Source organism: Oligoflexus sp., from assembly GCF_035638955.1.
In the GTDB taxonomy this organism is placed as follows: domain Bacteria; phylum Bdellovibrionota_B; class Oligoflexia; order Oligoflexales; family Oligoflexaceae; genus Oligoflexus.
In genome coordinates this window covers 1-25,705 of sequence record NZ_DASQYZ010000516.1, presented here as the reverse complement: position 1 = coordinate 25,705, position 25,705 = coordinate 1, and the positions used below count along the sequence as shown (strand labels likewise).

Below are 25,705 nucleotides of genomic sequence, written 5' to 3'. Positions count from 1 at the left end.
CTCTTTTTGATTACATGGAACAGGTGATGGCTGAGCATCCTAATGCCTCGCTTGATGAACTTGATGAAATAGTAAAGGAACATTTCTCAAGTCAACGTCTAGCGGAGTCGGAGGACGGCTCAGATCTTGAGTATGCCGGAGTTGTTGACGAATTCCTTCCTTCACACGCGAAATTAAACGATGCCGAGAAAAGCCTGTTTAATGGAAGTCCTTGGCGTGGACTTCGGGTGATCAATGCGGGACGACTGGCTTCCAACTCATCCTTCGAACTGTACAGCGAGGGCCATTGGAACGGCAATGCGGATGCTTACCGACACTGCTACTGGAATAACTTGATGGTAATGCATACCGATCAGGATTTCGCAAAAGCCTGGGGCAACGCTCATGAGGAGAATCCAAACAACCCACCGCTCGAAAAATGGATGGATATCTCCAATAATAACGACGGGCGTCGCCTTGCCGCAAACCATAGAAGTGACAGCGATAAAGAAAGAAGTAGTCGCTGCCTTCAAGGCGTAATAAACAAGCGTCTAGTTCGCATTGTGGATGGCAAGATCGTGCCCACAGACGGGACAGGGCAAAAATAAGGAAAATAAAGTATGGCGGAACATCGCAGAAGTGTTTTGGGTGGAGTCAGCCTTATGGTATGGGCTATGACGGGGTGCGCAACAAGTACCAAGCTTGGTCCAATGGTTGAATACATCAAAATAACAGAATATCAAACAGGCCCAGAAAAAGTAGCATCATCTGTTTATATTTTCAGTGCTGAGTGGTGTGAGCCATGTAAGATCGCAAAACCGATTGTTGAGAAAGAGGCGGCCGCAAGAGGCGATCGAGTTGTCATTGTTGATGTGAATGATCTCCGGGTATTTGACAAACTTGGTTACAAATCTCTTCCGCTGTTTCGCTTTACAAAGATCGATCCACCCAGGGACGAACTGTTCAACGGCTGGGATGAAAAAAAGTTTATGGAGATATATCACGCGATCTAACGCGGACAACCCCACTTACTCGTGTCGCCGCGCATTGCTTGGCGATTCGTTTTATTTCAGGAGAATGTGATGGGAAAAAGGTTTTGGCTCGGGTTCAATGTGGTGCTCGCCGCTTTGCAATTTTTCGTTGTGACGATCTGGGCGGATCTGACTGCTGCAAGCATGGGGATTGGAGCGGCAAGCAACGGCATATACTCATACTTCCAGCGAGCAGAATTGTTTAAAATCATCGTAGCAACCAGCAAGAACGAGACTTACACGATCAACTACTGGCCAAGCATCTTCGCGGCGATTGTGCTTGCAGGCGTTATACTTTCAAGCGCGAAGCTGTGGAAGACAACAACAAAGTGAGTTACGCCCCATCATTCGAACGCAGAACGTAACTGAGAAAATAGTCACCCGGGAAAGCACTAGCAGCACCAATTAGCAACTTTTAAAATCCCATCAAGCATAGCAGCGAGGATTCACTATCGCTGCTTTTTCATTTCCAGAGTGGACGACTGACCACCCAAAGAGCGACAATGACCCGACCATGACCCGACCACATGACCTGTCCAAAGGAGCGACCAGACGTGAGCGTTTACCCACCACTGAGCGTCCAACAAGCTGCGACCATGGCCGGAACATCGGCGACCACCATCAAGCGAAAGATCACAGCAAAAGAACTGAAAGCCACTCAAAACCAGCGCGGGCAGTACCTTATCGAGCACGACGATATGATGACATACCTAGCACAGCAGCGACCAGGCGGTCGGCAAGGTGCTTCGTCCAAGACCGGACCAGAGCTGGCCATTGGACGACCAGACGAACTGGTGCGCGTCCTCGAACGCGAGCTAGATCAGGCCAAGGAGCGAATACGGTCGCTCGAAGGACGGAACGAACGGCTGCAGTCTGAGCTGCTTTCGCTCATGCACGAATTGAAAGAGGCGTTAACCGGAAACAAAAAGACAGGCTTGTCAGCCTGGTTCGGGCGGGTGCTGGAAAAGTAATCAGGCAGTGGCATCTCCCTGTGAGGCCCATGCAGCTATATCTCGCAGGGCCTTGGTGATTGCCACTTTCAATTCCCGACGAATCGCATCAGCGCAGCCATTGACTGCACCTTCCAATTTCGGATCCAGCTCTGATATACCCATCTCTTTGGCCATATTCTTCAAAGCTCTGGTCTGAAAGCCAATCACATCATAGGGTACATTAAGCATGCGATCTCGAGTCGTGCGGGCAATTTCAGCCGCTTCGCGCTGGTACTTCTCTGCTGGCATCAATCGCTTGGCCGCCTGTTCAAATTTCAACTGCTTTATCAGAACAGCATAATGAGCACGCATGGCGTTTGATTCACTCAAGGCCATGATCCCGTCAACGCGGGGAGTCCCGACTGCTGTTACCATATGGCCACCACGGTCATGAGAAGAGTCACCATTTAAAAACCACTCCAGAACTCCCTCAGAAGCATCAATCCGGAGCCCATCAGCCGTTTTAACTACCGACTTGCTCAGCCGGTCGCCACGCTTCAAAACCTTATGCACAGCCTGCTTGCTGACCCCTATAAGCTCAGCAAATTCCGTTTGCGTGACCAGCTTCCCCAACAATCCACCTCCACAAAAATCCACCAGAAGCGCATTGAATTTAACAGTCAACCCGCGAAAAGACGAGAGAGGGAGAGAGCATTTGGCTGATTCTCACCTATCCAGACTCCCTCGTGGAAAATTCCCACTACGGAACCCATCACGCCAACCACCACCCCTGAGAGCCAACGGAACGGGCCTGATTTCAATTCTGAGCCTCGTACGCCTCCCTTCACGGGAAAACGAGCGACCAAAGACCTGCGCACATCAGAACCCCCTTTTTGAACGCCACAGAAAAACCAAAATGACATAGTTGAGTTGACCCAAATTATTTTTTCAAATCGAGCGAGAGCCCAAGGTTGATCGTCACCCATCACCAGCAAGCGCTGGAAGGACCCAAAAAAACCAGCAAGGTCAAGCGTTCCGCCGTCCAAGGGGAAATCTACTGCCCGAAGAGAAATCCACAGATTCAATGCAATGCAACGCCAGATTGCATGTGCCACAGAGAGTAGGCAAGGTTGATCGTCACCCATCGCCGGAAAGCGCTGGAAGGACCCAAAAGGCGAGGTTAGGTGATCACTTGAAATTCATCACCCGCATATATTTCAAGGCAAGCAGGCCCCGCCTCGTACCGTCATCAAGAGCGGAAGGACCCAAGGGGGGACCGAATCCCAGGTTTAGTTGATCAACTGAAAACCAGAACAGGCAAATATTACGAGACGCGCAGGCTCCGCTCCGTGCCACAAACCACGCTGGAAGAACCTACCGACAAGTGGCCGCAGACCGCACACTGCATGACCCACAAGCAAAGACAGGGAAAATATAAAATTGAATCTCAATAAAAGGGAGAAGTTGGGAAACACTTTGCAGTCAAAGGATACCGGCAAATAAAAAAAATTCATCAACATGCCTGAGACTACGGTTACAGATGGTTACATGAGGTTACAAGATCATGTAACCACATATTTCCAGATGAAACCCTTATAAACAAAGGGTTTTAGAAGGGATAAAGTTTGAAGGTTACAAGGTTACATTATTTTTTCACACATCGCGCACGCGCGCTGATTTTTGGGTGTCATTGAGACGCTTGTCAATGCGGTTCATTATGACTGGCTACTCCTAGATCTCGCGCGCACATATGTGAGACACGTTTTAAAACTGTAACCTTGTAACCTTTGCATTTAACCTATTGATAACAAATAAAAAAATCCGGTTACAAAAACTGTAACCGGAGATGTAACCTAAGATGTAACCTTCGGGTTGAGTTAAGAATCCATTACAAATTGACTAGGCAGAGAGATATCTTTTCTTTTAAAAACCCAACAGCGCTGTGTTGACGGCGCTCCAACCCATTTGGCCTTTTTGACCAGCTTATCATCCAAAAATTTCCCGCATTGGCGTAGTGACGACTTTAGATAGGGCGATTTAGCTACGTCATAGCCGTTTCGGCCCATGACATTGCAGACTTCACCAAGACGCACGTAAACCTTTTCTGCATCATAAATATAATCCCGACCATATTCCAAGAACGCACCCGAATCGTGGGTTCTATACGCTAGGGCTTCAAATGCCTCGAAGAATGCCGCAGAGGTATCGCTCTCGCCCATATTCTGTTCGGGTTTCAGCTTCGCCATTTGAACGATTTGGCTGCAGGTGGAATTGATATGTTCTGGCTCAAGTCCAAATTCGTCGCGCATTGCGCACAAAGCAGCCAGCAAATTGCCGTGATGATAAATATTGCGATCGTTCTGGACTCCCTGGTCACGCATATAGTCCGAGCACTCTGGGATATAGTGAGCCTGCCTCGCTGCGAGGGAAGCGAAGCGCTTGTAGTGTTCCGCCCCAATCCCTGTGAGCGGCACCACACCGTCAATTACCTGGGAGAGCCGCTGCAGTTCGGCAACAGCTTCCTTCTGTTCAGGAGTGAACTCTGTTGAATCTATTTTGACGGAAATCACCCGTTCCTTCATGCTTTGCTTGGTAAATGGCTCGTAGTTCTGCGAGAAGATCAGGCCCGCATCAAAGGGGAGTTTGTTTGTTCCCGATCCGTCCTTGTTCGCGCGAGTCTGACCAGACTGGCGGTTATAGAGCCCAAGCTGCGAATTCTCATCCATCTGACCGTAGCGCCGCTGTCCTTCGGCTTCGATTTCCTTGTTGTTCTCAGCTAACACAATAGGCACACAGATCGGCTTTGCCATGGTCCGCAATATCCCTTTGACCGTTGAGGCACCCTGAATAACCCCTTCATAGGCACTCTGAAAACTGAATACCGTGTTCATGTTCGTGACCAGTGTACTCTTTCCTGATCCAGGCTTGCCGGAGATTGAAAGAAAGGGATGGTTCCGGCAATAGAGAGGAATATCGAAGTTCAGAGCAGAGCACATTGTCCAGACATAGTAAGCAGCAACCATGAGCCCTTGCTCGCGTCCGGCTGCATAGAGGACATTGTAAAACTGCCTGACATCACCTGTCTCGGCAATGTTTTTGATCGCCGATTCCATCGATGTCGGTTTTACTCCTAGCTCCGTATAGTAGCCGTCTGAGTTAGGTTTCAGCATTCGACCATCTTTGGTGAAAGCTGCATGCGGAAAAATGAAAGCTTTGGCTTCATAGTCATAACCATAGCGCTCGACCGCACGAACGTGAGGCATGTCAAGGATTTTAAGTATATTCACCTTGATATAAGCCAGCTCCATTTTTTCGCCAACGAATGTCATACCCGTTTGTTTTGAAACGCTAACAGAAAAGTCGCGGTCGTGTGTTATTTCCCTGGGATCGAATTCCACCAGCCTTTTGACCATCCGGCCTTGCTCCTCATAGTGCGCAAAGAAGCATTGCATGCGGGTTGGTTTTTCTGAATCAAGAGGCTGCTGGAGCAGAGTATAAGCGGGTCGCAGGACGCCGTTCATAAGCTGGATGCTGTCTTTTAGCTTAGTGCAATAATCACCATCTTTCGATTTAACTTTCTCCGTAACCGGCTTATACCAAGCACAGCGATACTCAAGAATAGGCGGATAGGAACCAACAAGACGCTCATACCGCATGATCGCATTCCTGGCATCGCCGCAAAAATCAGCGCCTCCAATGGCTTCGCAGCGGTCCAGGAAACGCTCATTCAGCACCCCATCACGCAAAAGCGAATCCCAATCGCCACCGATTGGAAAGGAAACACTGACATTCTTGCCTTTTTCATGGAAAGCCCAATACCATGACCTTGCACATTTTCTTCCGGCTTCCCCTTCATCAAAAGCAAGAATAATCCTGTCAGTAAAGCCGGAAAGGTATTCCATGAATTCCGGCATGCTCTGCGGTCTGGCTTGCGCAGAGAGCAAAGACACCGCCTGTCTTCCAACTTCGAGAATTGCCATGGCTTTCAGGGGAGACTCAGCAACATAAATTGGCTTTGCTGTGTCTATCGGATGAGAGGGAACCCAATAGGCTTTGGATGCTTCCGAGTCTTTGTCGTTCCAGTGTTTCGCTTTCTCAAATGGCGGATTGATCACTCGGTAATTAAGGAAAGCCATGGATGTTCTGAACCCCAAAGCTTTGTAGCTTCCATCACCAATCTTGACTTGCGCGTAGATGCCGCCCCATTTGATAAAATTGGGAATGCCGCGAGACAGAGCATAGTTTTGCTGGAGAGTTGTGTTGTCATCATCGCGCGCAAACGAAGCTTTGAAATCCTCATAGACCGATGGCGCATATTCACTCCAAGGGATACCAGCGTATCCATCGCAGGATGTTCTATTGCACTTGATACGTCTTGGATCATTAATTGCGGTAAATGCTTTTGCCTGACCGCATCTTAGGCAGAGTACATCCTGATAGTGTCGACCTTTCGGTTTCCCGCCGTGCTCCTTCTCTATGACCAAAGCCACGCGGGAAGCCAGCTCTGGATTCATTTTTGTTGAATGAAGAGAGAAGGGACGGGAATGGGAATTGTGAAGGGAATGAGAGGGTTGGTCTACATTTTCTGTCATTAAGTAACGCCTCCATGGCAATTTGGAGGGTCTTTTTCGCTTAATGTGGAATTTTGCGTTGCCATCAGACTGTGGTACAGTCTATACAACGTCATCCCTGGCTACACGGCGAAGCCCTTTGTTCTGCGAAGTTCCGACCAAAGAAAGACGCAGAAGAGGGGCAAGACCCAAATTCTCCCAAAGAATACACCTGACACCCGATCTAGCAAAGCAAAACTCCCAACCATAACAGCAGCAAGACACACGACCCTGTGTATAACTTTCTGGAAAATTGAACAAAGGTCACTCCCTTTGCTCACTTACACTATCGTTACTTTTTTTGAAAAAAAGTTTTCTACAAACCCCTTGTCCAGCAAGAGTTATAGAAGCGATGTCCGCAGCTGTTCGCTCGTGACTAAAAATGTTGACAGCGCATTGAAAATGACTAGTATGCGCGCGAATATCGTTTTTCTTTCATTTCTTTGCTTTGCCCGCAACATCTTTAAAAGGGTTGACGATTTCAATTTGCCAAGGAGCAAAATCTTTTTCGTTAGCCGTGGCAACCGGAACACCCAAAGCCTTTGCCGTTGCGCCTATGAGCAAGTCCTCAATGTGAAGAGTCTGGCCGATGGCTTCCTGTTCGGCTCTCATGTTGGCGGCAAGAAGCGCGATTTCCTCATCAACCGGATAGGCTCGAACGCTTCTTTGAGCAAGGATTTTGAATGACGCCAGGGACTTCATCGACCCGCTACGCACCAGCCCATACTCAATTTCGTAAAGCACAATCACGCTGGTTTTGATGATGCCAAGCCTTGAGAGGAAATCCCTGGCTATGGCCTGGCGTTCAATGTTCTTGTTGAAAACCGACGAGAGGACATTTGTATCAACGATCATTGCGCGCGCTCACTCGACTGTTATTTTTTTGATGGGAGCTTTCACGTTCTCGAAAGTTTCTTCGGTCACGCCTTCGGTTTTGCTGACGCGAATAAGATCATCAAGCAGGCTCCTGGTCTGGTCTTGCTTGATAGACATGAGCAGCGCATAATCATCATCACTGATCACCGCACCAGCAGGCTTTCCATCCGAGAAAACTCGTTGCGGCTCATTCCTTGATTGCTTGAGTACTTCAGAGAACTTGCTCTTTGCTTCTCCAACGCTCCATGAGTTCTGTTTTTTTGCGGGCATTTCTTATTCCTCCAAATCAGATCTAAAACCATGATGCGCCCATCTCTCTTATTAGTCAAATGACTATTTGCCTATGTCATCCATACTTCGCGCGCGGGTCAATATATATATAGATGATTCATATAATAAACAAATTTAACTTACACGCATCTACTATATATAATTGCCCTAACTCAATTTTATATACAGACGATTCATGCAATAGTAAACACAAACTTACTCTCATTTTATATATACTTGATTCATATAATCATGATTATATGAATCAAGTATATATAAAATGAGAGTAAGTTTGTGTTTACTATTGCATGAATCGTCTGTATATAAAATTGAGTTAGGGCAATTATATATAGTAGATGCGTGTAAGTTAAATTTGTTTATTATATGAATCATCTATATATATATTGACCCGCGCGCGAAGTATGGATGACATAGGCAAATAGTCATTTGACTAATAAGAGAGATGGGCGCATCATGGTTTTAGATCTGATTTGGAGGAATAAGAAATGCCCGCAAAAAAACAGAACTCATGGAGCGTTGGAGAAGCAAAGAGCAAGTTCTCTGAAGTACTCAAGCAATCAAGGAATGAGCCGCAACGAGTTTTCTCGGATGGAAAGCCTGCTGGTGCGGTGATCAGTGATGATGATTATGCGCTGCTCATGTCTATCAAGCAAGACCAGACCAGGAGCCTGCTTGATGATCTTATTCGCGTCAGCAAAACCGAAGGCGTGACCGAAGAAACTTTCGAGAACGTGAAAGCTCCCATCAAAAAAATAACAGTCGAGTGAGCGCGCGCAATGATCGTTGATACAAATGTCCTCTCGTCGGTTTTCAACAAGAACATTGAACGCCAGGCCATAGCCAGGGATTTCCTCTCAAGGCTTGGCATCATCAAAACCAGCGTGATTGTGCTTTACGAAATTGAGTATGGGCTGGTGCGTAGCGGGTCGATGAAGTCCCTGGCGTCATTCAAAATCCTTGCTCAAAGAAGCGTTCGAGCCTATCCGGTTGATGAGGAAATCGCGCTTCTTGCCGCCAACATGAGAGCCGAACAGGAAGCCATCGGCCAGACTCTTCACATTGAGGACTTGCTCATAGGCGCAACGGCAAAGGCTTTGGGTGTTCCGGTTGCCACGGCTAACGAAAAAGATTTTGCTCCTTGGCAAATTGAAATCGTCAACCCTTTTAAAGATGTTGCGGGCAAAGCAAAGAAATGAAAGAAAAACGATATTCGCGCGCATACTAGTCATTTTCAATGCGCTGTCAACATTTTTAGTCACGAGCGAACAGCTGCGGACATCGCTTCTATAACTCTTGCTGGACAAGGGGTTTGTAGAAAACTTTTTTTCAAAAAAAGTAACGATAGTGTAAGTGAGCAAAGGGAGTGACCTTTGTTCAATTTTCCAGAAAGTTATACACAGGGTCGTGTGTCTTGCTGCTGTTATGGTTGGGAGTTTTGCTTTGCTAGATCGGGTGTCAGGTGTATTCTTTGGGAGAATTTGGGTCTTGCCCCTCTTCTGCGTCTTTCTTTGGTCGGAACTTCGCAGAACAAAGGGCTTCGCCGTGTAGCCAGGGATGACGTTGTATAGACTGTACCACAGTCTGATGGCAACGCAAAATTCCACATTAAGCGAAAAAGACCCTCCAAATTGCCATGGAGGCGTTACTTAATGACAGAAAATGTAGACCAACCCTCTCATTCCCTTCACAATTCCCATTCCCGTCCCTTCTCTCTTCATTCAACAAAAATGAATCCAGAGCTGGCTTCCCGCGTGGCTTTGGTCATAGAGAAGGAGCACGGCGGGAAACCGAAAGGTCGACACTATCAGGATGTACTCTGCCTAAGATGCGGTCAGGCAAAAGCATTTACCGCAATTAATGATCCAAGACGTATCAAGTGCAATAGAACATCCTGCGATGGATACGCTGGTATCCCTTGGAGTGAATATGCGCCATCGGTCTATGAGGATTTCAAAGCTTCGTTTGCGCGCGATGATGACAACACAACTCTCCAGCAAAACTATGCTCTGTCTCGCGGCATTCCCAATTTTATCAAATGGGGCGGCATCTACGCGCAAGTCAAGATTGGTGATGGAAGCTACAAAGCTTTGGGGTTCAGAACATCCATGGCTTTCCTTAATTACCGAGTGATCAATCCGCCATTTGAGAAAGCGAAACACTGGAACGACAAAGACTCGGAAGCATCCAAAGCCTATTGGGTTCCCTCTCATCCGATAGACACAGCAAAGCCAATTTATGTTGCTGAGTCTCCCCTGAAAGCCATGGCAATTCTCGAAGTTGGAAGACAGGCGGTGTCTTTGCTCTCTGCGCAAGCCAGACCGCAGAGCATGCCGGAATTCATGGAATACCTTTCCGGCTTTACTGACAGGATTATTCTTGCTTTTGATGAAGGGGAAGCCGGAAGAAAATGTGCAAGGTCATGGTATTGGGCTTTCCATGAAAAAGGCAAGAATGTCAGTGTTTCCTTTCCAATCGGTGGCGATTGGGATTCGCTTTTGCGTGATGGGGTGCTGAATGAGCGTTTCCTGGACCGCTGCGAAGCCATTGGAGGCGCTGATTTTTGCGGCGATGCCAGGAATGCGATCATGCGGTATGAGCGTCTTGTTGGTTCCTATCCGCCTATTCTTGAGTATCGCTGTGCTTGGTATAAGCCGGTTACGGAGAAAGTTAAATCGAAAGATGGTGATTATTGCACTAAGCTAAAAGACAGCATCCAGCTTATGAACGGCGTCCTGCGACCCGCTTATACTCTGCTCCAGCAGCCTCTTGATTCAGAAAAACCAACCCGCATGCAATGCTTCTTTGCGCACTATGAGGAGCAAGGCCGGATGGTCAAAAGGCTGGTGGAATTCGATCCCAGGGAAATAACACACGACCGCGACTTTTCTGTTAGCGTTTCAAAACAAACGGGTATGACATTCGTTGGCGAAAAAATGGAGCTGGCTTATATCAAGGTGAATATACTTAAAATCCTTGACATGCCTCACGTTCGTGCGGTCGAGCGCTATGGTTATGACTATGAAGCCAAAGCTTTCATTTTTCCGCATGCAGCTTTCACCAAAGATGGTCGAATGCTGAAACCTAACTCAGACGGCTACTATACGGAGCTAGGAGTAAAACCGACATCGATGGAATCGGCGATCAAAAACATTGCCGAGACAGGTGATGTCAGGCAGTTTTACAATGTCCTCTATGCAGCCGGACGCGAGCAAGGGCTCATGGTTGCTGCTTACTATGTCTGGACAATGTGCTCTGCTCTGAACTTCGATATTCCTCTCTATTGCCGGAACCATCCCTTTCTTTCAATCTCCGGCAAGCCTGGATCAGGAAAGAGTACACTGGTCACGAACATGAACACGGTATTCAGTTTTCAGAGTGCCTATGAAGGGGTTATTCAGGGTGCCTCAACGGTCAAAGGGATATTGCGGACCATGGCAAAGCCGATCTGTGTGCCTATTGTGTTAGCTGAGAACAACAAGGAAATCGAAGCCGAAGGACAGCGGCGCTACGGTCAGATGGATGAGAATTCGCAGCTTGGGCTCTATAACCGCCAGTCTGGTCAGACTCGCGCGAACAAGGACGGATCGGGAACAAACAAACTCCCCTTTGATGCGGGCCTGATCTTCTCGCAGAACTACGAGCCATTTACCAAGCAAAGCATGAAGGAACGGGTGATTTCCGTCAAAATAGATTCAACAGAGTTCACTCCTGAACAGAAGGAAGCTGTTGCCGAACTGCAGCGGCTCTCCCAGGTAATTGACGGTGTGGTGCCGCTCACAGGGATTGGGGCGGAACACTACAAGCGCTTCGCTTCCCTCGCAGCGAGGCAGGCTCACTATATCCCAGAGTGCTCGGACTATATGCGTGACCAGGGAGTCCAGAACGATCGCAATATTTATCATCACGGCAATTTGCTGGCTGCTTTGTGCGCAATGCGCGACGAATTTGGACTTGAGCCAGAACATATCAATTCCACCTGCAGCCAAATCGTTCAAATGGCGAAGCTGAAACCCGAACAGAATATGGGCGAGAGCGATACCTCTGCGGCATTCTTCGAGGCATTTGAAGCCCTAGCGTATAGAACCCACGATTCGGGTGCGTTCTTGGAATATGGTCGGGATTATATTTATGATGCAGAAAAGGTTTACGTGCGTCTTGGTGAAGTCTGCAATGTCATGGGCCGAAACGGCTATGACGTAGCTAAATCGCCCTATCTAAAGTCGTCACTACGCCAATGCGGGAAATTTTTGGATGATAAGCTGGTCAAAAAGGCCAAATGGGTTGGAGCGCCGTCAACACAGCGCTGTTGGGTTTTTAAAAGAAAAGATATCTCTCTGCCTAGTCAATTTGTAATGGATTCTTAACTCAACCCGAAGGTTACATCTTAGGTTACATCTCCGGTTACAGTTTTTGTAACCGGATTTTTTTATTTGTTATCAATAGGTTAAATGCAAAGGTTACAAGGTTACAGTTTTAAAACGTGTCTCACATATGTGCGCGCGAGATCTAGGAGTAGCCAGTCATAATGAACCGCATTGACAAGCGTCTCAATGACACCCAAAAATCAGCGCGCGTGCGCGATGTGTGAAAAAATAATGTAACCTTGTAACCTTCAAACTTTATCCCTTCTAAAACCCTTTGTTTATAAGGGTTTCATCTGGAAATATGTGGTTACATGATCTTGTAACCTCATGTAACCATCTGTAACCGTAGTCTCAGGCATGTTGATGAATTTTTTTTATTTGCCGGTATCCTTTGACTGCAAAGTGTTTCCCAACTTCTCCCTTTTATTGAGATTCAATTTTATATTTTCCCTGTCTTTGCTTGTGGGTCATGCAGTGTGCGGTCTGCGGCCACTTGTCGGTAGGTTCTTCCAGCGTGGTTTGTGGCACGGAGCGGAGCCTGCGCGTCTCGTAATATTTGCCTGTTCTGGTTTTCAGTTGATCAACTAAACCTGGGATTCGGTCCCCCCTTGGGTCCTTCCGCTCTTGATGACGGTACGAGGCGGGGCCTGCTTGCCTTGAAATATATGCGGGTGATGAATTTCAAGTGATCACCTAACCTCGCCTTTTGGGTCCTTCCAGCGCTTTCCGGCGATGGGTGACGATCAACCTTGCCTACTCTCTGTGGCACATGCAATCTGGCGTTGCATTGCATTGAATCTGTGGATTTCTCTTCGGGCAGTAGATTTCCCCTTGGACGGCGGAACGCTTGACCTTGCTGGTTTTTTTGGGTCCTTCCAGCGCTTGCTGGTGATGGGTGACGATCAACCTTGGGCTCTCGCTCGATTTGAAAAAATAATTTGGGTCAACTCAACTATGTCATTTTGGTTTTTCTGTGGCGTTCAAAAAGGGGGTTCTGATGTGCGCAGGTCTTTGGTCGCTCGTTTTCCCGTGAAGGGAGGCGTACGAGGCTCAGAATTGAAATCAGGCCCGTTCCGTTGGCTCTCAGGGGTGGTGGTTGGCGTGATGGGTTCCGTAGTGGGAATTTTCCACGAGGGAGTCTGGATAGGTGAGAATCAGCCAAATGCTCTCTCCCTCTCTCGTCTTTTCGCGGGTTGACTGTTAAATTCAATGCGCTTCTGGTGGATTTTTGTGGAGGTGGATTGTTGGGGAAGCTGGTCACGCAAACGGAATTTGCTGAGCTTATAGGGGTCAGCAAGCAGGCTGTGCATAAGGTTTTGAAGCGTGGCGACCGGCTGAGCAAGTCGGTAGTTAAAACGGCTGATGGGCTCCGGATTGATGCTTCTGAGGGAGTTCTGGAGTGGTTTTTAAATGGTGACTCTTCTCATGACCGTGGTGGCCATATGGTAACAGCAGTCGGGACTCCCCGCGTTGACGGGATCATGGCCTTGAGTGAATCAAACGCCATGCGTGCTCATTATGCTGTTCTGATAAAGCAGTTGAAATTTGAACAGGCGGCCAAGCGATTGATGCCAGCAGAGAAGTACCAGCGCGAAGCGGCTGAAATTGCCCGCACGACTCGAGATCGCATGCTTAATGTACCCTATGATGTGATTGGCTTTCAGACCAGAGCTTTGAAGAATATGGCCAAAGAGATGGGTATATCAGAGCTGGATCCGAAATTGGAAGGTGCAGTCAATGGCTGCGCTGATGCGATTCGTCGGGAATTGAAAGTGGCAATCACCAAGGCCCTGCGAGATATAGCTGCATGGGCCTCACAGGGAGATGCCACTGCCTGATTACTTTTCCAGCACCCGCCCGAACCAGGCTGACAAGCCTGTCTTTTTGTTTCCGGTTAACGCCTCTTTCAATTCGTGCATGAGCGAAAGCAGCTCAGACTGCAGCCGTTCGTTCCGTCCTTCGAGCGACCGTATTCGCTCCTTGGCCTGATCTAGCTCGCGTTCGAGGACGCGCACCAGTTCGTCTGGTCGTCCAATGGCCAGCTCTGGTCCGGTCTTGGACGAAGCACCTTGCCGACCGCCTGGTCGCTGCTGTGCTAGGTATGTCATCATATCGTCGTGCTCGATAAGGTACTGCCCGCGCTGGTTTTGAGTGGCTTTCAGTTCTTTTGCTGTGATCTTTCGCTTGATGGTGGTCGCCGATGTTCCGGCCATGGTCGCAGCTTGTTGGACGCTCAGTGGTGGGTAAACGCTCACGTCTGGTCGCTCCTTTGGACAGGTCATGTGGTCGGGTCATGGTCGGGTCATTGTCGCTCTTTGGGTGGTCAGTCGTCCACTCTGGAAATGAAAAAGCAGCGATAGTGAATCCTCGCTGCTATGCTTGATGGGATTTTAAAAGTTGCTAATTGGTGCTGCTAGTGCTTTCCCGGGTGACTATTTTCTCAGTTACGTTCTGCGTTCGAATGATGGGGCGTAACTCACTTTGTTGTTGTCTTCCACAGCTTCGCGCTTGAAAGTATAACGCCTGCAAGCACAATCGCCGCGAAGATGCTTGGCCAGTAGTTGATCGTGTAAGTCTCGTTCTTGCTGGTTGCTACGATGATTTTAAACAATTCTGCTCGCTGGAAGTATGAGTATATGCCGTTGCTTGCCGCTCCAATCCCCATGCTTGCAGCAGTCAGATCCGCCCAGATCGTCACAACGAAAAATTGCAAAGCGGCGAGCACCACATTGAACCCGAGCCAAAACCTTTTTCCCATCACATTCTCCTGAAATAAAACGAATCGCCAAGCAATGCGCGGCGACACGAGTAAGTGGGGTTGTCCGCGTTAGATCGCGTGATATATCTCCATAAACTTTTTTTCATCCCAGCCGTTGAACAGTTCGTCCCTGGGTGGATCGATCTTTGTAAAGCGAAACAGCGGAAGAGATTTGTAACCAAGTTTGTCAAATACCCGGAGATCATTCACATCAACAATGACAACTCGATCGCCTCTTGCGGCCGCCTCTTTCTCAACAATCGGTTTTGCGATCTTACATGGCTCACACCACTCAGCACTGAAAATATAAACAGATGATGCTACTTTTTCTGGGCCTGTTTGATATTCTGTTATTTTGATGTATTCAACCATTGGACCAAGCTTGGTACTTGTTGCGCACCCCGTCATAGCCCATACCATAAGGCTGACTCCACCCAAAACACTTCTGCGATGTTCCGCCATACTTTATTTTCCTTATTTTTGCCCTGTCCCGTCTGTGGGCACGATCTTGCCATCCACAATGCGAACTAGACGCTTGTTTATTACGCCTTGAAGGCAGCGACTACTTCTTTCTTTATCGCTGTCACTTCTATGGTTTGCGGCAAGGCGACGCCCGTCGTTATTATTGGAGATATCCATCCATTTTTCGAGCGGTGGGTTGTTTGGATTCTCCTCATGAGCGTTGCCCCAGGCTTTTGCGAAATCCTGATCGGTATGCATTACCATCAAGTTATTCCAGTAGCAGTGTCGGTAAGCATCCGCATTGCCGTTCCAATGGCCCTCGCTGTACAGTTCGAAGGATGAGTTGGAAGCCAGTCGTCCCGCATTGATCACCCGAAGTCCACGCCAAGGACTTCCATTAAACAGGCTTTTCTCGGCATCGTTTAATTTCGCGTGTGAAGGAAGGAATTCGTCAACAACTCCGGCATACTCAAGATCTGAGCCGTCCTCCGACTCCGCTAGACGTTGACTTGAGAAATGTTCCTTTACTATTTCATCAAGTTCATCAAGCGAGGCATTAGGATGCTCAGCCATCACCTGTTCCATGTAATCAAAAAGAGGTTGAGCCGACGAATAGTCAATATCAATGTCGGCGTCCGCAAAAGCTGGAGTAGCAGTAAGTAAACAGCACATGAGCAGTTTTTTGTATTGCATATATGTCCCCGGCGTCTGAAAATCGGCGGAGTATTTGACCCCGCCGATAGCTTAATTACTTCGACGAAACACTGATTTGGACTTCGGTATCTGTCTTCTCAACTTTCTTAAGCAAATCTTCTAATTTTGTGTTTTCTAGTTTCGCAGACATAAGCGGAGACTCTCCAGGATAATCTCCTTTAGTACATTGCCAAGCAATACAGGCTCCAAAATCATCCTGTTGTGTACAGACACAGGTCCACGTTTCAGCAAAAGCGGCGGAAGCAGTGAAAGCGAGTGCAATTGCAATGAGCTTTTTCATTTCTTCATTCCTTGAATTTGGTTTTCGTATTTATGCTTCACAGCTTGGGCAAAATCCTTTGCTGTTATAGCTTTGATCTTCGGACATGATCTTGACGAATGATTTGCAAGCAATTCTGCAAGTATAATGATCGATCGCTAGTTTATAGTAGGTGGCTCTGCAAGCCTTTACCCAGTTGTGCTGTAATGCACGGTCGCATTTGATCTTTTTCTGACTGCTGATTATAGCAATCGTCGTGTTGTCGGGAGGCAGAGCCCAGGGAAACAACGGCTAAGCGTTGACACTTGCTATAGTCAGCGTCTGAGACGAGTTCCCGCAAGGCGTCTGTTTCTGGTAGGAAATAATCGGGAATGAGGAACGTTGATGTGAGTTGGTTTAAGTAACCTTCCTTTGAACCGCACAGCTCCCCCGACCAAGCTTGGGTTGGTGTGAATAGTAAAAATAAGCAAGTCGATATAACATTAAACAAATTGATAATGCGCATACACCGCACCTAGCTTTGAATGCTTTTCGCATCAAGGGTTACATTGATTTTTGATGTCTATGGCTGGCCGTGCTTTTAGATCACCGTGACTGTTTGATGGAATTGAAGTTATAATGCGTTGCGTTGTTCAATCCAGTGTGTTTTAAGGCTTTCATGAAGAAGTTTAAACGAGACGCATGAAGAAGTATCGTCGTGATGGGGTATCAATATGGCAGGAAAAAGTGATCAAACCGAGTTGCTAGCTCAATATATTGAGCGGTGGCTAAGTCAAAGTCCGCGTCGTAGCATGCAAATGCTGTCAAGAAACAGCGGCGTTCCTTATCCAACCATTCGGCGAGTGATGCAGCGAGAAGGTGAGCAGACGCTGGAAACGGCTCTTTCCATTCTTAACTTGGTGGCGTCTCTTGAAGAAACGCTTGATTATTTGAGTCCGGTTGAATCTGTCCGTAAGTTTTATGAAAAGGTTTCGTCTCGTACCACTGTAGCCAAACAGGAAATGCTTGAAAAATTTGTTGGCAAGGATTCCTTTTGGGTGATGGCTCTGGCCTTGACTATCGGCGCTACAAAAGCAAGGGTGCAAAATTTATTAGGATCAAGTGGCTTGGCTGTCATGGACGACATGATATCTGAGGGTTTTCTTCGGGAATCGGAGTTTGAAATCTATAGGGCTAACTCCGATTGCTCGACATACTTCTTTCATTCGTCGAAAGTAGGCAGGGAAACGGTTAGGCACGTTAATGAAATGCCTGCTTCTGGACGGTTTTTTGAGCAGGTTGTCGTTTGCAATGTTAGTGAAGAAGGTCTTAATATATTGATGGACTCGCTCAAGGTGGCTTTTGATACGGGTGCTGAAGTTGCGAAAAATCACGAAGGAGACATACTTGTTGGTTTCTCCTACGTTGGAAAAGAAATCCTGCGGAGTGAAGTCAGCAAAGGAGTTTTGCAATGATTAAGATTTTTTGTTTTGTTGTTGTCTCACTAGTGTCAGTCGTTGCCTTTGCCGGTGGAATCATTGGGGGTGGTGGAACAGGCTTAGTTAAAGAAGATAATATTTCCAGCATGGCATTTAGTATTGATTCCTTGTCTAAAGTCTATGTGAATTCTGATGATTTCCGTCGGACACAAGCAAGGCTTTCTGTTGCTAATGCTGGCTCTGTTCCGTTTCTGATTGATGGTGAATCCATTCAAGTTAAGAGCTGGCGTAAGAGTGTTGTTGACGTTAATGTGTCGAAAGAATTTTTGCCTGAGCTGGCAAATTGAATCTGTAAAAATTTACAGGCCCTTTGACCCGCAATAGATTGCGGGTTATTTTTTGACTTCGGGTCCTTCCGTCCTTTTCTCTTCTTGTGGTTGACGATCAACCGCGCTCATTCTGAAAACATGATTTGTCTGGCCCTGCATGCACTGCATTAGGTGGTAAATCCCTTTGTGGTCAAGTATTTGATCGTGTTCAACATGCAGCTATTCCTTCTGGTACTTGACACTGTAAGTTACATCCCTATCTTGTCTTTTGGGTCCTTCTGTCTCTTCTCCTGCATGTGGTTGACGAACAACCGCACTCCTTTTTAGTGTTTAGAAATATTGGCCTAACCTAAACTAACGAATCCATGTAACCCATGATAGTCAATCTTTCTGGTGATTCTGTCCGTTAGTTCATGCTGGATGCGTTTGGGTCCCTTCTGATCGACCTTGGTTTGCAGGTCGTGTCAGCGCAAGCTTTCACATACCTCGATTGTTTTACGCAGTAAGGCAGCGAAAAAGTCCTGCAGTGTTCGCTGAAATGGATTTTCCATTGGGAAAGGATTTGCCGTTTGGCGCTGTGTGCTTTTAATACCAAGGTATATATGGCCTTTATCCTGTTGCATCCAAGCTCCTATTTTTTGGGTCCTTCCAGCCGCTTTTCGTGATGGGTGACGAACAACCTTGGGCTCTCTCTCGATTTTAAAAAAAATCAGGGTTAACTATTGACTCTCTTTTTTTATTTATATATAGTTAATTCATGTTTATTGGAGATTGTTAAATGACTGTTACAACAGAAGATAATCAAGGAAAGTCAGGCAGAGGAATAAGCCCTCTGGCTGTCCGTCGTGATGTCCATGTCCAAGACCGCATTGATTTGTTTGTTGATAAGCTTATAGCGCTTGATGACAAATACATGCCTGATGAGTCTCTGCGGGCCAGTAAGGATAAGGCTTCCCAGAAAAAATATGCTGACCATCGTAGGCGCTGGATCAGTAAATTGCGCGACTTGGTTAAGACTGAAAAGCGATACCTTGGAGGAGAAGGAACGTCGGAAACGCGAGGAAAAGCCAAGATGCGCGCTTCCAGCTTCCAGGTTCGTCTTTCACATTACAAGAAAGCAATCATTGAAAAAACGAATGTGCTTAACCCTGACTTTAGATATGAAGCCAGAAAAATCTTGGCTGATGATGATTTAAGCGATTCTCTTCGGCGGATTCTGTCTGATGTGATGGCTGCAAAGAAATATTCGACCGCACTGAAGAGATATCGTGATGCGCTTGTTGATGAAGCAGAATCTATGACAGACATGGATTACGCTCGGTTTAAGGCGTTGAAAAAGTCGCTAGCTCATCCGGTTATGGGTATGTTGACTGTTGGCGCTAGAATTTCTGCAGTCATCAAACAACAGAGCAACAGAGCGCACAAGATCCGCCATACAACGGCTGTACGTAGGGTTAAGCTGCAGCTTCATTTGTCATGGATGCGTCGGATACTGACAAACTACATGTCGCACGATTGGAAAAACTTGGCAATTGCGCTTACGCAGGCTACGGGTCGGCGTCCTATTGAGCTTTTTTTGAAGGGTAATTTTGTTGTTTACGATAACGGTCATATAAAATTTTCCGGTCAAGCAAAGAAGAAGCTGGCAGAGTCAAAGCCTTATGTTATCCCTGTTCTGTATGATGCAGGTACTTGCGTTGCTGCGGTTAAGCGTTTGAGAAGTCTCCTTAAGCTTCCGGCATCGATAACTCCTGATCAGGTAAACAAGAAGACAGCGAAGCCGCTAGCCAATCGCATGAAGCAGGTGTTTGGTGATGACTGTGTTGAGTTTTACGCTATTCGATCGATCTATGCTCGTTATGCGGTGAAGAATTTCTATAGCGCTCATGCTATGGGGACGGAAGAGGCTTATCTAGCAAGCATTCTGGGGCATGAGCCAGACGACTTAGCTACGGTTCAGCACTATAAGACTGTCCTTTTCAATGAAGAATTGACCGAAGAAGAAGCCGACAACTATTGGGCAACCATAGCGGCAAAAGTAGAGAAGGAAGAAGAGAAGAATGATGAGGCAACAGCGGCTGTGCTTGAAAATATTGGCGTCTTCTCTGACAAATTTAAAGGCGCTAAGGCACGGGTCTATGACTTCATCGTTTCTGAATTGAAGAAGGGCAACAAGCAGCTAACCCAGTCATATATAACCAGGGAGGGCGGCTTTTCTATACCAGCTATCAGGGCTGTGTTGGCTGATATCGGGCAGGTTAGCATCATGGACGCAGGAAAGGGCGGTGCAAAGCTTAAAGCCAAACTGGTTTAGAAGGGGCGGGCAGTAACCGCACCTGTCTTTGATTCGATCATGTTCCTATCCCCCGTATTCCCTTATTTTATAGCTTGTTTTATAGGCTATGAATAAGGTTTTAGCGGGGCCTTTATCCCTTCCTATATATACCTGCAAAGACATATACATCCATTTCATTTACGTCATTTAGTCATGATTCAATGGGCATGATTAGCTCCATAGCTCCTGTTTTCATATTACATGAATGATCTATATATAAAATAGAAATCCATAATCACGGGCTTTATCATGAGGTCATCTTGACTCTAAACTTCATATATACTTTATTCATATATATCTTTTAACTTCCTGGTTTATATATAGACGATTCATGTAACCTCTTTGGCGTTTGTATATAGTCATTTCATGTAATCATGATTACATGAAATGACTATATACAAACGCCAAAGAGGTTACATGAATCGTCTATATATAAACCAGGAAGTTAAAAGATATATATGAATAAAGTATATATGAAGTTTAGAGTCAAGATGACCTCATGATAAAGCCCGTGATTATGGATTTCTATTTTATATATAGATCATTCATGTAATATGAAAACAGGAGCTATGGAGCTAATCATGCCCATTGAATCATGACTAAATGACGTAAATGAAATGGATGTATATGTCTTTGCAGGTATATATAGGAAGGGATAAAGGCCCCGCTAAAACCTTATTCATAGCCTATAAAACAAGCTATAAAATAAGGGAATACGGGGGATAGGAACATGATCGAATCAAAGACAGGTGCGGTTACTGCCCGCCCCTTCTAAACCAGTTTGGCTTTAAGCTTTGCACCGCCCTTTCCTGCGTCCATGATGCTAACCTGCCCGATATCAGCCAACACAGCCCTGATAGCTGGTATAGAAAAGCCGCCCTCCCTGGTTATATATGACTGGGTTAGCTGCTTGTTGCCCTTCTTCAATTCAGAAACGATGAAGTCATAGACCCGTGCCTTAGCGCCTTTAAATTTGTCAGAGAAGACGCCAATATTTTCAAGCACAGCCGCTGTTGCCTCATCATTCTTCTCTTCTTCCTTCTCTACTTTTGCCGCTATGGTTGCCCAATAGTTGTCGGCTTCTTCTTCGGTCAATTCTTCATTGAAAAGGACAGTCTTATAGTGCTGAACCGTAGCTAAGTCGTCTGGCTCATGCCCCAGAATGCTTGCTAGATAAGCCTCTTCCGTCCCCATAGCATGAGCGCTATAGAAATTCTTCACCGCATAACGAGCATAGATCGATCGAATAGCGTAAAACTCAACACAGTCATCACCAAACACCTGCTTCATGCGATTGGCTAGCGGCTTCGCTGTCTTCTTGTTTACCTGATCAGGAGTTATCGATGCCGGAAGCTTAAGGAGACTTCTCAAACGCTTAACCGCAGCAACGCAAGTACCTGCATCATACAGAACAGGGATAACATAAGGCTTTGACTCTGCCAGCTTCTTCTTTGCTTGACCGGAAAATTTTATATGACCGTTATCGTAAACAACAAAATTACCCTTCAAAAAAAGCTCAATAGGACGCCGACCCGTAGCCTGCGTAAGCGCAATTGCCAAGTTTTTCCAATCGTGCGACATGTAGTTTGTCAGTATCCGACGCATCCATGACAAATGAAGCTGCAGCTTAACCCTACGTACAGCCGTTGTATGGCGGATCTTGTGCGCTCTGTTGCTCTGTTGTTTGATGACTGCAGAAATTCTAGCGCCAACAGTCAACATACCCATAACCGGATGAGCTAGCGACTTTTTCAACGCCTTAAACCGAGCGTAATCCATGTCTGTCATAGATTCTGCTTCATCAACAAGCGCATCACGATATCTCTTCAGTGCGGTCGAATATTTCTTTGCAGCCATCACATCAGACAGAATCCGCCGAAGAGAATCGCTTAAATCATCATCAGCCAAGATTTTTCTGGCTTCATATCTAAAGTCAGGGTTAAGCACATTCGTTTTTTCAATGATTGCTTTCTTGTAATGTGAAAGACGAACCTGGAAGCTGGAAGCGCGCATCTTGGCTTTTCCTCGCGTTTCCGACGTTCCTTCTCCTCCAAGGTATCGCTTTTCAGTCTTAACCAAGTCGCGCAATTTACTGATCCAGCGCCTACGATGGTCAGCATATTTTTTCTGGGAAGCCTTATCCTTACTGGCCCGCAGAGACTCATCAGGCATGTATTTGTCATCAAGCGCTATAAGCTTATCAACAAACAAATCAATGCGGTCTTGGACATGGACATCACGACGGACAGCCAGAGGGCTTATTCCTCTGCCTGACTTTCCTTGATTATCTTCTGTTGTAACAGTCATTTAACAATCTCCAATAAACATGAATTAACTATATATAAATAAAAAAAGAGAGTCAATAGTTAACCCTGATTTTTTTTAAAATCGAGAGAGAGCCCAAGGTTGTTCGTCACCCATCACGAAAAGCGGCTGGAAGGACCCAAAAAATAGGAGCTTGGATGCAACAGGATAAAGGCCATATATACCTTGGTATTAAAAGCACACAGCGCCAAACGGCAAATCCTTTCCCAATGGAAAATCCATTTCAGCGAACACTGCAGGACTTTTTCGCTGCCTTACTGCGTAAAACAATCGAGGTATGTGAAAGCTTGCGCTGACACGACCTGCAAACCAAGGTCGATCAGAAGGGACCCAAACGCATCCAGCATGAACTAACGGACAGAATCACCAGAAAGATTGACTATCATGGGTTACATGGATTCGTTAGTTTAGGTTAGGCCAATATTTCTAAACACTAAAAAGGAGTGCGGTTGTTCGTCAACCACATGCAGGAGAAGAGACAGAAGGACCCAAAAGACAAGATAGGGATGTAACTTACAGTGTCAAGTACCAGAAGGAATAGCTGCATGTTGAACACGATCAAATACTTGACCACAAAGGGATTTACCACCTAATGCAGTGCATGCAGGGCCAGACAAATCATGTTTTCAGAATGAGCGCGGTTGATCGTCAACCACAAGAAGAGAAAAGGACGGAAGGACCCGAAGTCAAAAAATAACCCGCAATCTATTGCGGGTCAAAGGGCCTGTAAATTTTTACAGATTCAATTTGCCAGCTCAGGCAAAAATTCTTTCGACACATTAACGTCAACAACACTCTTACGCCAGCTCTTAACTTGAATGGATTCACCATCAATCAGAAACGGAACAGAGCCAGCATTAGCAACAGAAAGCCTTGCTTGTGTCCGACGGAAATCATCAGAATTCACATAGACTTTAGACAAGGAATCAATACTAAATGCCATGCTGGAAATATTATCTTCTTTAACTAAGCCTGTTCCACCACCCCCAATGATTCCACCGGCAAAGGCAACGACTGACACTAGTGAGACAACAACAAAACAAAAAATCTTAATCATTGCAAAACTCCTTTGCTGACTTCACTCCGCAGGATTTCTTTTCCAACGTAGGAGAAACCAACAAGTATGTCTCCTTCGTGATTTTTCGCAACTTCAGCACCCGTATCAAAAGCCACCTTGAGCGAGTCCATCAATATATTAAGACCTTCTTCACTAACATTGCAAACGACAACCTGCTCAAAAAACCGTCCAGAAGCAGGCATTTCATTAACGTGCCTAACCGTTTCCCTGCCTACTTTCGACGAATGAAAGAAGTATGTCGAGCAATCGGAGTTAGCCCTATAGATTTCAAACTCCGATTCCCGAAGAAAACCCTCAGATATCATGTCGTCCATGACAGCCAAGCCACTTGATCCTAATAAATTTTGCACCCTTGCTTTTGTAGCGCCGATAGTCAAGGCCAGAGCCATCACCCAAAAGGAATCCTTGCCAACAAATTTTTCAAGCATTTCCTGTTTGGCTACAGTGGTACGAGACGAAACCTTTTCATAAAACTTACGGACAGATTCAACCGGACTCAAATAATCAAGCGTTTCTTCAAGAGACGCCACCAAGTTAAGAATGGAAAGAGCCGTTTCCAGCGTCTGCTCACCTTCTCGCTGCATCACTCGCCGAATGGTTGGATAAGGAACGCCGCTGTTTCTTGACAGCATTTGCATGCTACGACGCGGACTTTGACTTAGCCACCGCTCAATATATTGAGCTAGCAACTCGGTTTGATCACTTTTTCCTGCCATATTGATACCCCATCACGACGATACTTCTTCATGCGTCTCGTTTAAACTTCTTCATGAAAGCCTTAAAACACACTGGATTGAACAACGCAACGCATTATAACTTCAATTCCATCAAACAGTCACGGTGATCTAAAAGCACGGCCAGCCATAGACATCAAAAATCAATGTAACCCTTGATGCGAAAAGCATTCAAAGCTAGGTGCGGTGTATGCGCATTATCAATTTGTTTAATGTTATATCGACTTGCTTATTTTTACTATTCACACCAACCCAAGCTTGGTCGGGGGAGCTGTGCGGTTCAAAGGAAGGTTACTTAAACCAACTCACATCAACGTTCCTCATTCCCGATTATTTCCTACCAGAAACAGACGCCTTGCGGGAACTCGTCTCAGACGCTGACTATAGCAAGTGTCAACGCTTAGCCGTTGTTTCCCTGGGCTCTGCCTCCCGACAACACGACGATTGCTATAATCAGCAGTCAGAAAAAGATCAAATGCGACCGTGCATTACAGCACAACTGGGTAAAGGCTTGCAGAGCCACCTACTATAAACTAGCGATCGATCATTATACTTGCAGAATTGCTTGCAAATCATTCGTCAAGATCATGTCCGAAGATCAAAGCTATAACAGCAAAGGATTTTGCCCAAGCTGTGAAGCATAAATACGAAAACCAAATTCAAGGAATGAAGAAATGAAAAAGCTCATTGCAATTGCACTCGCTTTCACTGCTTCCGCCGCTTTTGCTGAAACGTGGACCTGTGTCTGTACACAACAGGATGATTTTGGAGCCTGTATTGCTTGGCAATGTACTAAAGGAGATTATCCTGGAGAGTCTCCGCTTATGTCTGCGAAACTAGAAAACACAAAATTAGAAGATTTGCTTAAGAAAGTTGAGAAGACAGATACCGAAGTCCAAATCAGTGTTTCGTCGAAGTAATTAAGCTATCGGCGGGGTCAAATACTCCGCCGATTTTCAGACGCCGGGGACATATATGCAATACAAAAAACTGCTCATGTGCTGTTTACTTACTGCTACTCCAGCTTTTGCGGACGCCGACATTGATATTGACTATTCGTCGGCTCAACCTCTTTTTGATTACATGGAACAGGTGATGGCTGAGCATCCTAATGCCTCGCTTGATGAACTTGATGAAATAGTAAAGGAACATTTCTCAAGTCAACGTCTAGCGGAGTCGGAGGACGGCTCAGATCTTGAGTATGCCGGAG

General features: G+C 46.3%; 29 protein-coding genes. 15 read left to right on the top strand and 14 right to left on the bottom strand.

Annotation, left to right across the window (positions count from 1 at the left end; all coding sequences use genetic code 11):
* The 4 genes from VE954_RS42645 to VE954_RS42630 form a co-directional block, all read left to right on the top strand.
* Positions 1 to 587: DUF6973 domain-containing protein (locus tag VE954_RS42645; protein WP_324964759.1), on the top strand; the 587-nt coding region annotated here is incomplete at its 5' end.
* Positions 588 to 599: 12 nt separating this feature from the next.
* Positions 600 to 992 (top strand): thioredoxin family protein, encoded by a 393-nt coding sequence (locus tag VE954_RS42640; protein WP_324964743.1) that lies wholly within the window; start codon positions 600 to 602, stop codon positions 990 to 992.
* 69 nt (positions 993 to 1,061) lie between these two features.
* Positions 1,062 to 1,343, top strand: a complete 282-nt coding sequence (locus tag VE954_RS42635; RefSeq protein WP_324964745.1) for a hypothetical protein — start codon at positions 1,062 to 1,064, stop codon at positions 1,341 to 1,343.
* A 221-nt stretch (positions 1,344 to 1,564) separates the two neighbouring features.
* Positions 1,565 to 1,981: a helix-turn-helix domain-containing protein gene (locus VE954_RS42630; RefSeq protein ID WP_324964747.1), complete on the top strand. Its 417-nt coding sequence runs from the start codon at positions 1,565 to 1,567 to the stop codon at positions 1,979 to 1,981.
* Here VE954_RS42630 and VE954_RS42625 read toward each other — a convergent pair whose 3' ends face one another.
* From VE954_RS42625 to VE954_RS42605, 5 genes are all read right to left on the bottom strand, one after another.
* Positions 1,982 to 2,578, bottom strand: a complete 597-nt coding sequence (locus VE954_RS42625) for a hypothetical protein (protein WP_324964749.1) — start codon at positions 2,576 to 2,578, stop codon at positions 1,982 to 1,984.
* A gap of 44 nt (positions 2,579 to 2,622) precedes the next feature.
* Entirely contained in the window at positions 2,623 to 3,027 is a 405-nt protein-coding gene (locus VE954_RS42620) for a hypothetical protein (RefSeq protein WP_324964751.1), read from the bottom strand.
* A 792-nt stretch (positions 3,028 to 3,819) separates the two neighbouring features.
* Positions 3,820 to 6,534 carry a toprim domain-containing protein gene (locus VE954_RS42615; protein ID WP_324964753.1) on the bottom strand — a complete coding sequence of 905 codons (2,715 nt, stop codon included), beginning with the start codon at positions 6,532 to 6,534 and terminating at the stop codon, positions 3,820 to 3,822.
* Positions 6,535 to 6,987: 453 nt separating this feature from the next.
* Complete coding sequence (locus VE954_RS42610) at positions 6,988 to 7,407, bottom strand: type II toxin-antitoxin system VapC family toxin (RefSeq protein WP_324964755.1); 420 nt, start codon at positions 7,405 to 7,407, stop codon at positions 6,988 to 6,990.
* A 9-nt stretch (positions 7,408 to 7,416) separates the two neighbouring features.
* Positions 7,417 to 7,698, bottom strand: coding sequence for a type II toxin-antitoxin system prevent-host-death family antitoxin (locus VE954_RS42605; protein ID WP_324964757.1), 282 nt, complete (start codon positions 7,696 to 7,698; stop codon positions 7,417 to 7,419).
* A 506-nt stretch (positions 7,699 to 8,204) separates the two neighbouring features.
* On the opposite strand from VE954_RS42605, the gene VE954_RS42600 reads away from it, so the two are divergent.
* From VE954_RS42600 to VE954_RS42580, 5 genes are all read left to right on the top strand, one after another.
* Positions 8,205 to 8,486 carry a type II toxin-antitoxin system prevent-host-death family antitoxin gene (locus tag VE954_RS42600; RefSeq protein WP_324964757.1) on the top strand — a complete coding sequence of 94 codons (282 nt, stop codon included), beginning with the start codon at positions 8,205 to 8,207 and terminating at the stop codon, positions 8,484 to 8,486.
* A gap of 9 nt (positions 8,487 to 8,495) precedes the next feature.
* Complete coding sequence (locus VE954_RS42595) at positions 8,496 to 8,915, top strand: type II toxin-antitoxin system VapC family toxin (protein WP_324964755.1); 420 nt, start codon at positions 8,496 to 8,498, stop codon at positions 8,913 to 8,915.
* A 453-nt stretch (positions 8,916 to 9,368) separates the two neighbouring features.
* Entirely contained in the window at positions 9,369 to 12,083 is a 2,715-nt protein-coding gene (locus VE954_RS42590) for a toprim domain-containing protein (RefSeq protein WP_324964753.1), read from the top strand.
* A 792-nt stretch (positions 12,084 to 12,875) separates the two neighbouring features.
* Positions 12,876 to 13,280 carry a hypothetical protein gene (locus tag VE954_RS42585; protein ID WP_324964751.1) on the top strand — a complete coding sequence of 135 codons (405 nt, stop codon included), beginning with the start codon at positions 12,876 to 12,878 and terminating at the stop codon, positions 13,278 to 13,280.
* Between the two features lie 44 nt (positions 13,281 to 13,324).
* A complete protein-coding gene (locus VE954_RS42580) occupies positions 13,325 to 13,921 on the top strand; it encodes a hypothetical protein (RefSeq protein ID WP_324964749.1) in 597 nt (198 codons plus the stop codon).
* Here VE954_RS42580 and VE954_RS42575 read toward each other — a convergent pair whose 3' ends face one another.
* The 5 genes from VE954_RS42575 to VE954_RS42555 form a co-directional block, all read right to left on the bottom strand.
* The gene (locus tag VE954_RS42575; protein WP_324964747.1) at positions 13,922 to 14,338 is read right to left on the bottom strand and encodes a helix-turn-helix domain-containing protein; all 417 of its coding nucleotides are present in this window, start codon (positions 14,336 to 14,338) and stop codon (positions 13,922 to 13,924) included.
* 221 nt (positions 14,339 to 14,559) lie between these two features.
* Positions 14,560 to 14,841 carry a hypothetical protein gene (locus VE954_RS42570; protein ID WP_324964745.1) on the bottom strand — a complete coding sequence of 94 codons (282 nt, stop codon included), beginning with the start codon at positions 14,839 to 14,841 and terminating at the stop codon, positions 14,560 to 14,562.
* Between the two features lie 69 nt (positions 14,842 to 14,910).
* Complete coding sequence (locus VE954_RS42565; RefSeq protein WP_324964743.1) at positions 14,911 to 15,303, bottom strand: thioredoxin family protein; 393 nt, start codon at positions 15,301 to 15,303, stop codon at positions 14,911 to 14,913.
* 12 nt (positions 15,304 to 15,315) lie between these two features.
* Positions 15,316 to 15,996, bottom strand: coding sequence for a DUF6973 domain-containing protein (locus VE954_RS42560; protein WP_324964741.1), 681 nt, complete (start codon positions 15,994 to 15,996; stop codon positions 15,316 to 15,318).
* Positions 15,997 to 16,051: 55 nt separating this feature from the next.
* On the bottom strand, positions 16,052 to 16,297 hold the full coding sequence (locus VE954_RS42555; protein WP_324964731.1) for a hypothetical protein: 246 nt from the start codon (positions 16,295 to 16,297) through the stop codon (positions 16,052 to 16,054).
* Between the two features lie 692 nt (positions 16,298 to 16,989).
* Between VE954_RS42555 and VE954_RS42550 the strand changes: the two genes are divergently transcribed.
* Both VE954_RS42550 and VE954_RS42545 read left to right on the top strand, forming a co-directional pair.
* Positions 16,990 to 17,730 (top strand): hypothetical protein, encoded by a 741-nt coding sequence (locus VE954_RS42550; protein WP_324964733.1) that lies wholly within the window; start codon positions 16,990 to 16,992, stop codon positions 17,728 to 17,730.
* A complete protein-coding gene (locus tag VE954_RS42545; RefSeq protein WP_324964735.1) occupies positions 17,727 to 18,041 on the top strand; it encodes a hypothetical protein in 315 nt (104 codons plus the stop codon). The genes VE954_RS42550 and VE954_RS42545 overlap by 4 nt, the downstream gene beginning before the upstream one ends.
* Before the next feature lie 446 nt (positions 18,042 to 18,487).
* Here the strand turns inward: VE954_RS42545 and VE954_RS42540 are convergent, their stop codons facing one another.
* Positions 18,488 to 18,646 carry a hypothetical protein gene (locus VE954_RS42540; protein WP_324964737.1) on the bottom strand — a complete coding sequence of 53 codons (159 nt, stop codon included), beginning with the start codon at positions 18,644 to 18,646 and terminating at the stop codon, positions 18,488 to 18,490.
* A gap of 155 nt (positions 18,647 to 18,801) precedes the next feature.
* On the opposite strand from VE954_RS42540, the gene VE954_RS42535 reads away from it, so the two are divergent.
* The gene (locus VE954_RS42535; RefSeq protein WP_324964739.1) at positions 18,802 to 20,337 is read left to right on the top strand and encodes a protelomerase family protein; all 1,536 of its coding nucleotides are present in this window, start codon (positions 18,802 to 18,804) and stop codon (positions 20,335 to 20,337) included.
* 792 nt (positions 20,338 to 21,129) lie between these two features.
* Here VE954_RS42535 and VE954_RS42530 read toward each other — a convergent pair.
* Positions 21,130 to 22,665 (bottom strand): protelomerase family protein, encoded by a 1,536-nt coding sequence (locus VE954_RS42530; protein ID WP_324964739.1) that lies wholly within the window; start codon positions 22,663 to 22,665, stop codon positions 21,130 to 21,132.
* A 155-nt stretch (positions 22,666 to 22,820) separates the two neighbouring features.
* On the opposite strand from VE954_RS42530, the gene VE954_RS42525 reads away from it, so the two are divergent.
* Entirely contained in the window at positions 22,821 to 22,979 is a 159-nt protein-coding gene (locus VE954_RS42525; RefSeq protein ID WP_324964737.1) for a hypothetical protein, read from the top strand.
* A 446-nt stretch (positions 22,980 to 23,425) separates the two neighbouring features.
* On the opposite strand, the gene VE954_RS42520 is transcribed toward VE954_RS42525, so the two are convergent.
* Both VE954_RS42520 and VE954_RS42515 read right to left on the bottom strand, forming a co-directional pair.
* A complete protein-coding gene (locus VE954_RS42520) occupies positions 23,426 to 23,740 on the bottom strand; it encodes a hypothetical protein (protein WP_324964735.1) in 315 nt (104 codons plus the stop codon).
* Positions 23,737 to 24,477 carry a hypothetical protein gene (locus tag VE954_RS42515; protein WP_324964733.1) on the bottom strand — a complete coding sequence of 247 codons (741 nt, stop codon included), beginning with the start codon at positions 24,475 to 24,477 and terminating at the stop codon, positions 23,737 to 23,739. Before VE954_RS42515 ends, VE954_RS42520 begins: the two co-directional genes overlap by 4 nt.
* Before the next feature lie 692 nt (positions 24,478 to 25,169).
* Between VE954_RS42515 and VE954_RS42510 the strand changes: the two genes are divergently transcribed.
* Together VE954_RS42510 and VE954_RS42505 are read left to right on the top strand one after the other, a co-directional pair.
* A complete protein-coding gene (locus VE954_RS42510; protein WP_324964731.1) occupies positions 25,170 to 25,415 on the top strand; it encodes a hypothetical protein in 246 nt (81 codons plus the stop codon).
* Positions 25,416 to 25,470: 55 nt separating this feature from the next.
* Positions 25,471 to 25,705, top strand: a 235-nt coding sequence (locus VE954_RS42505) for a hypothetical protein (RefSeq protein ID WP_324964729.1), incomplete at its 3' end; no start/stop codon positions are given.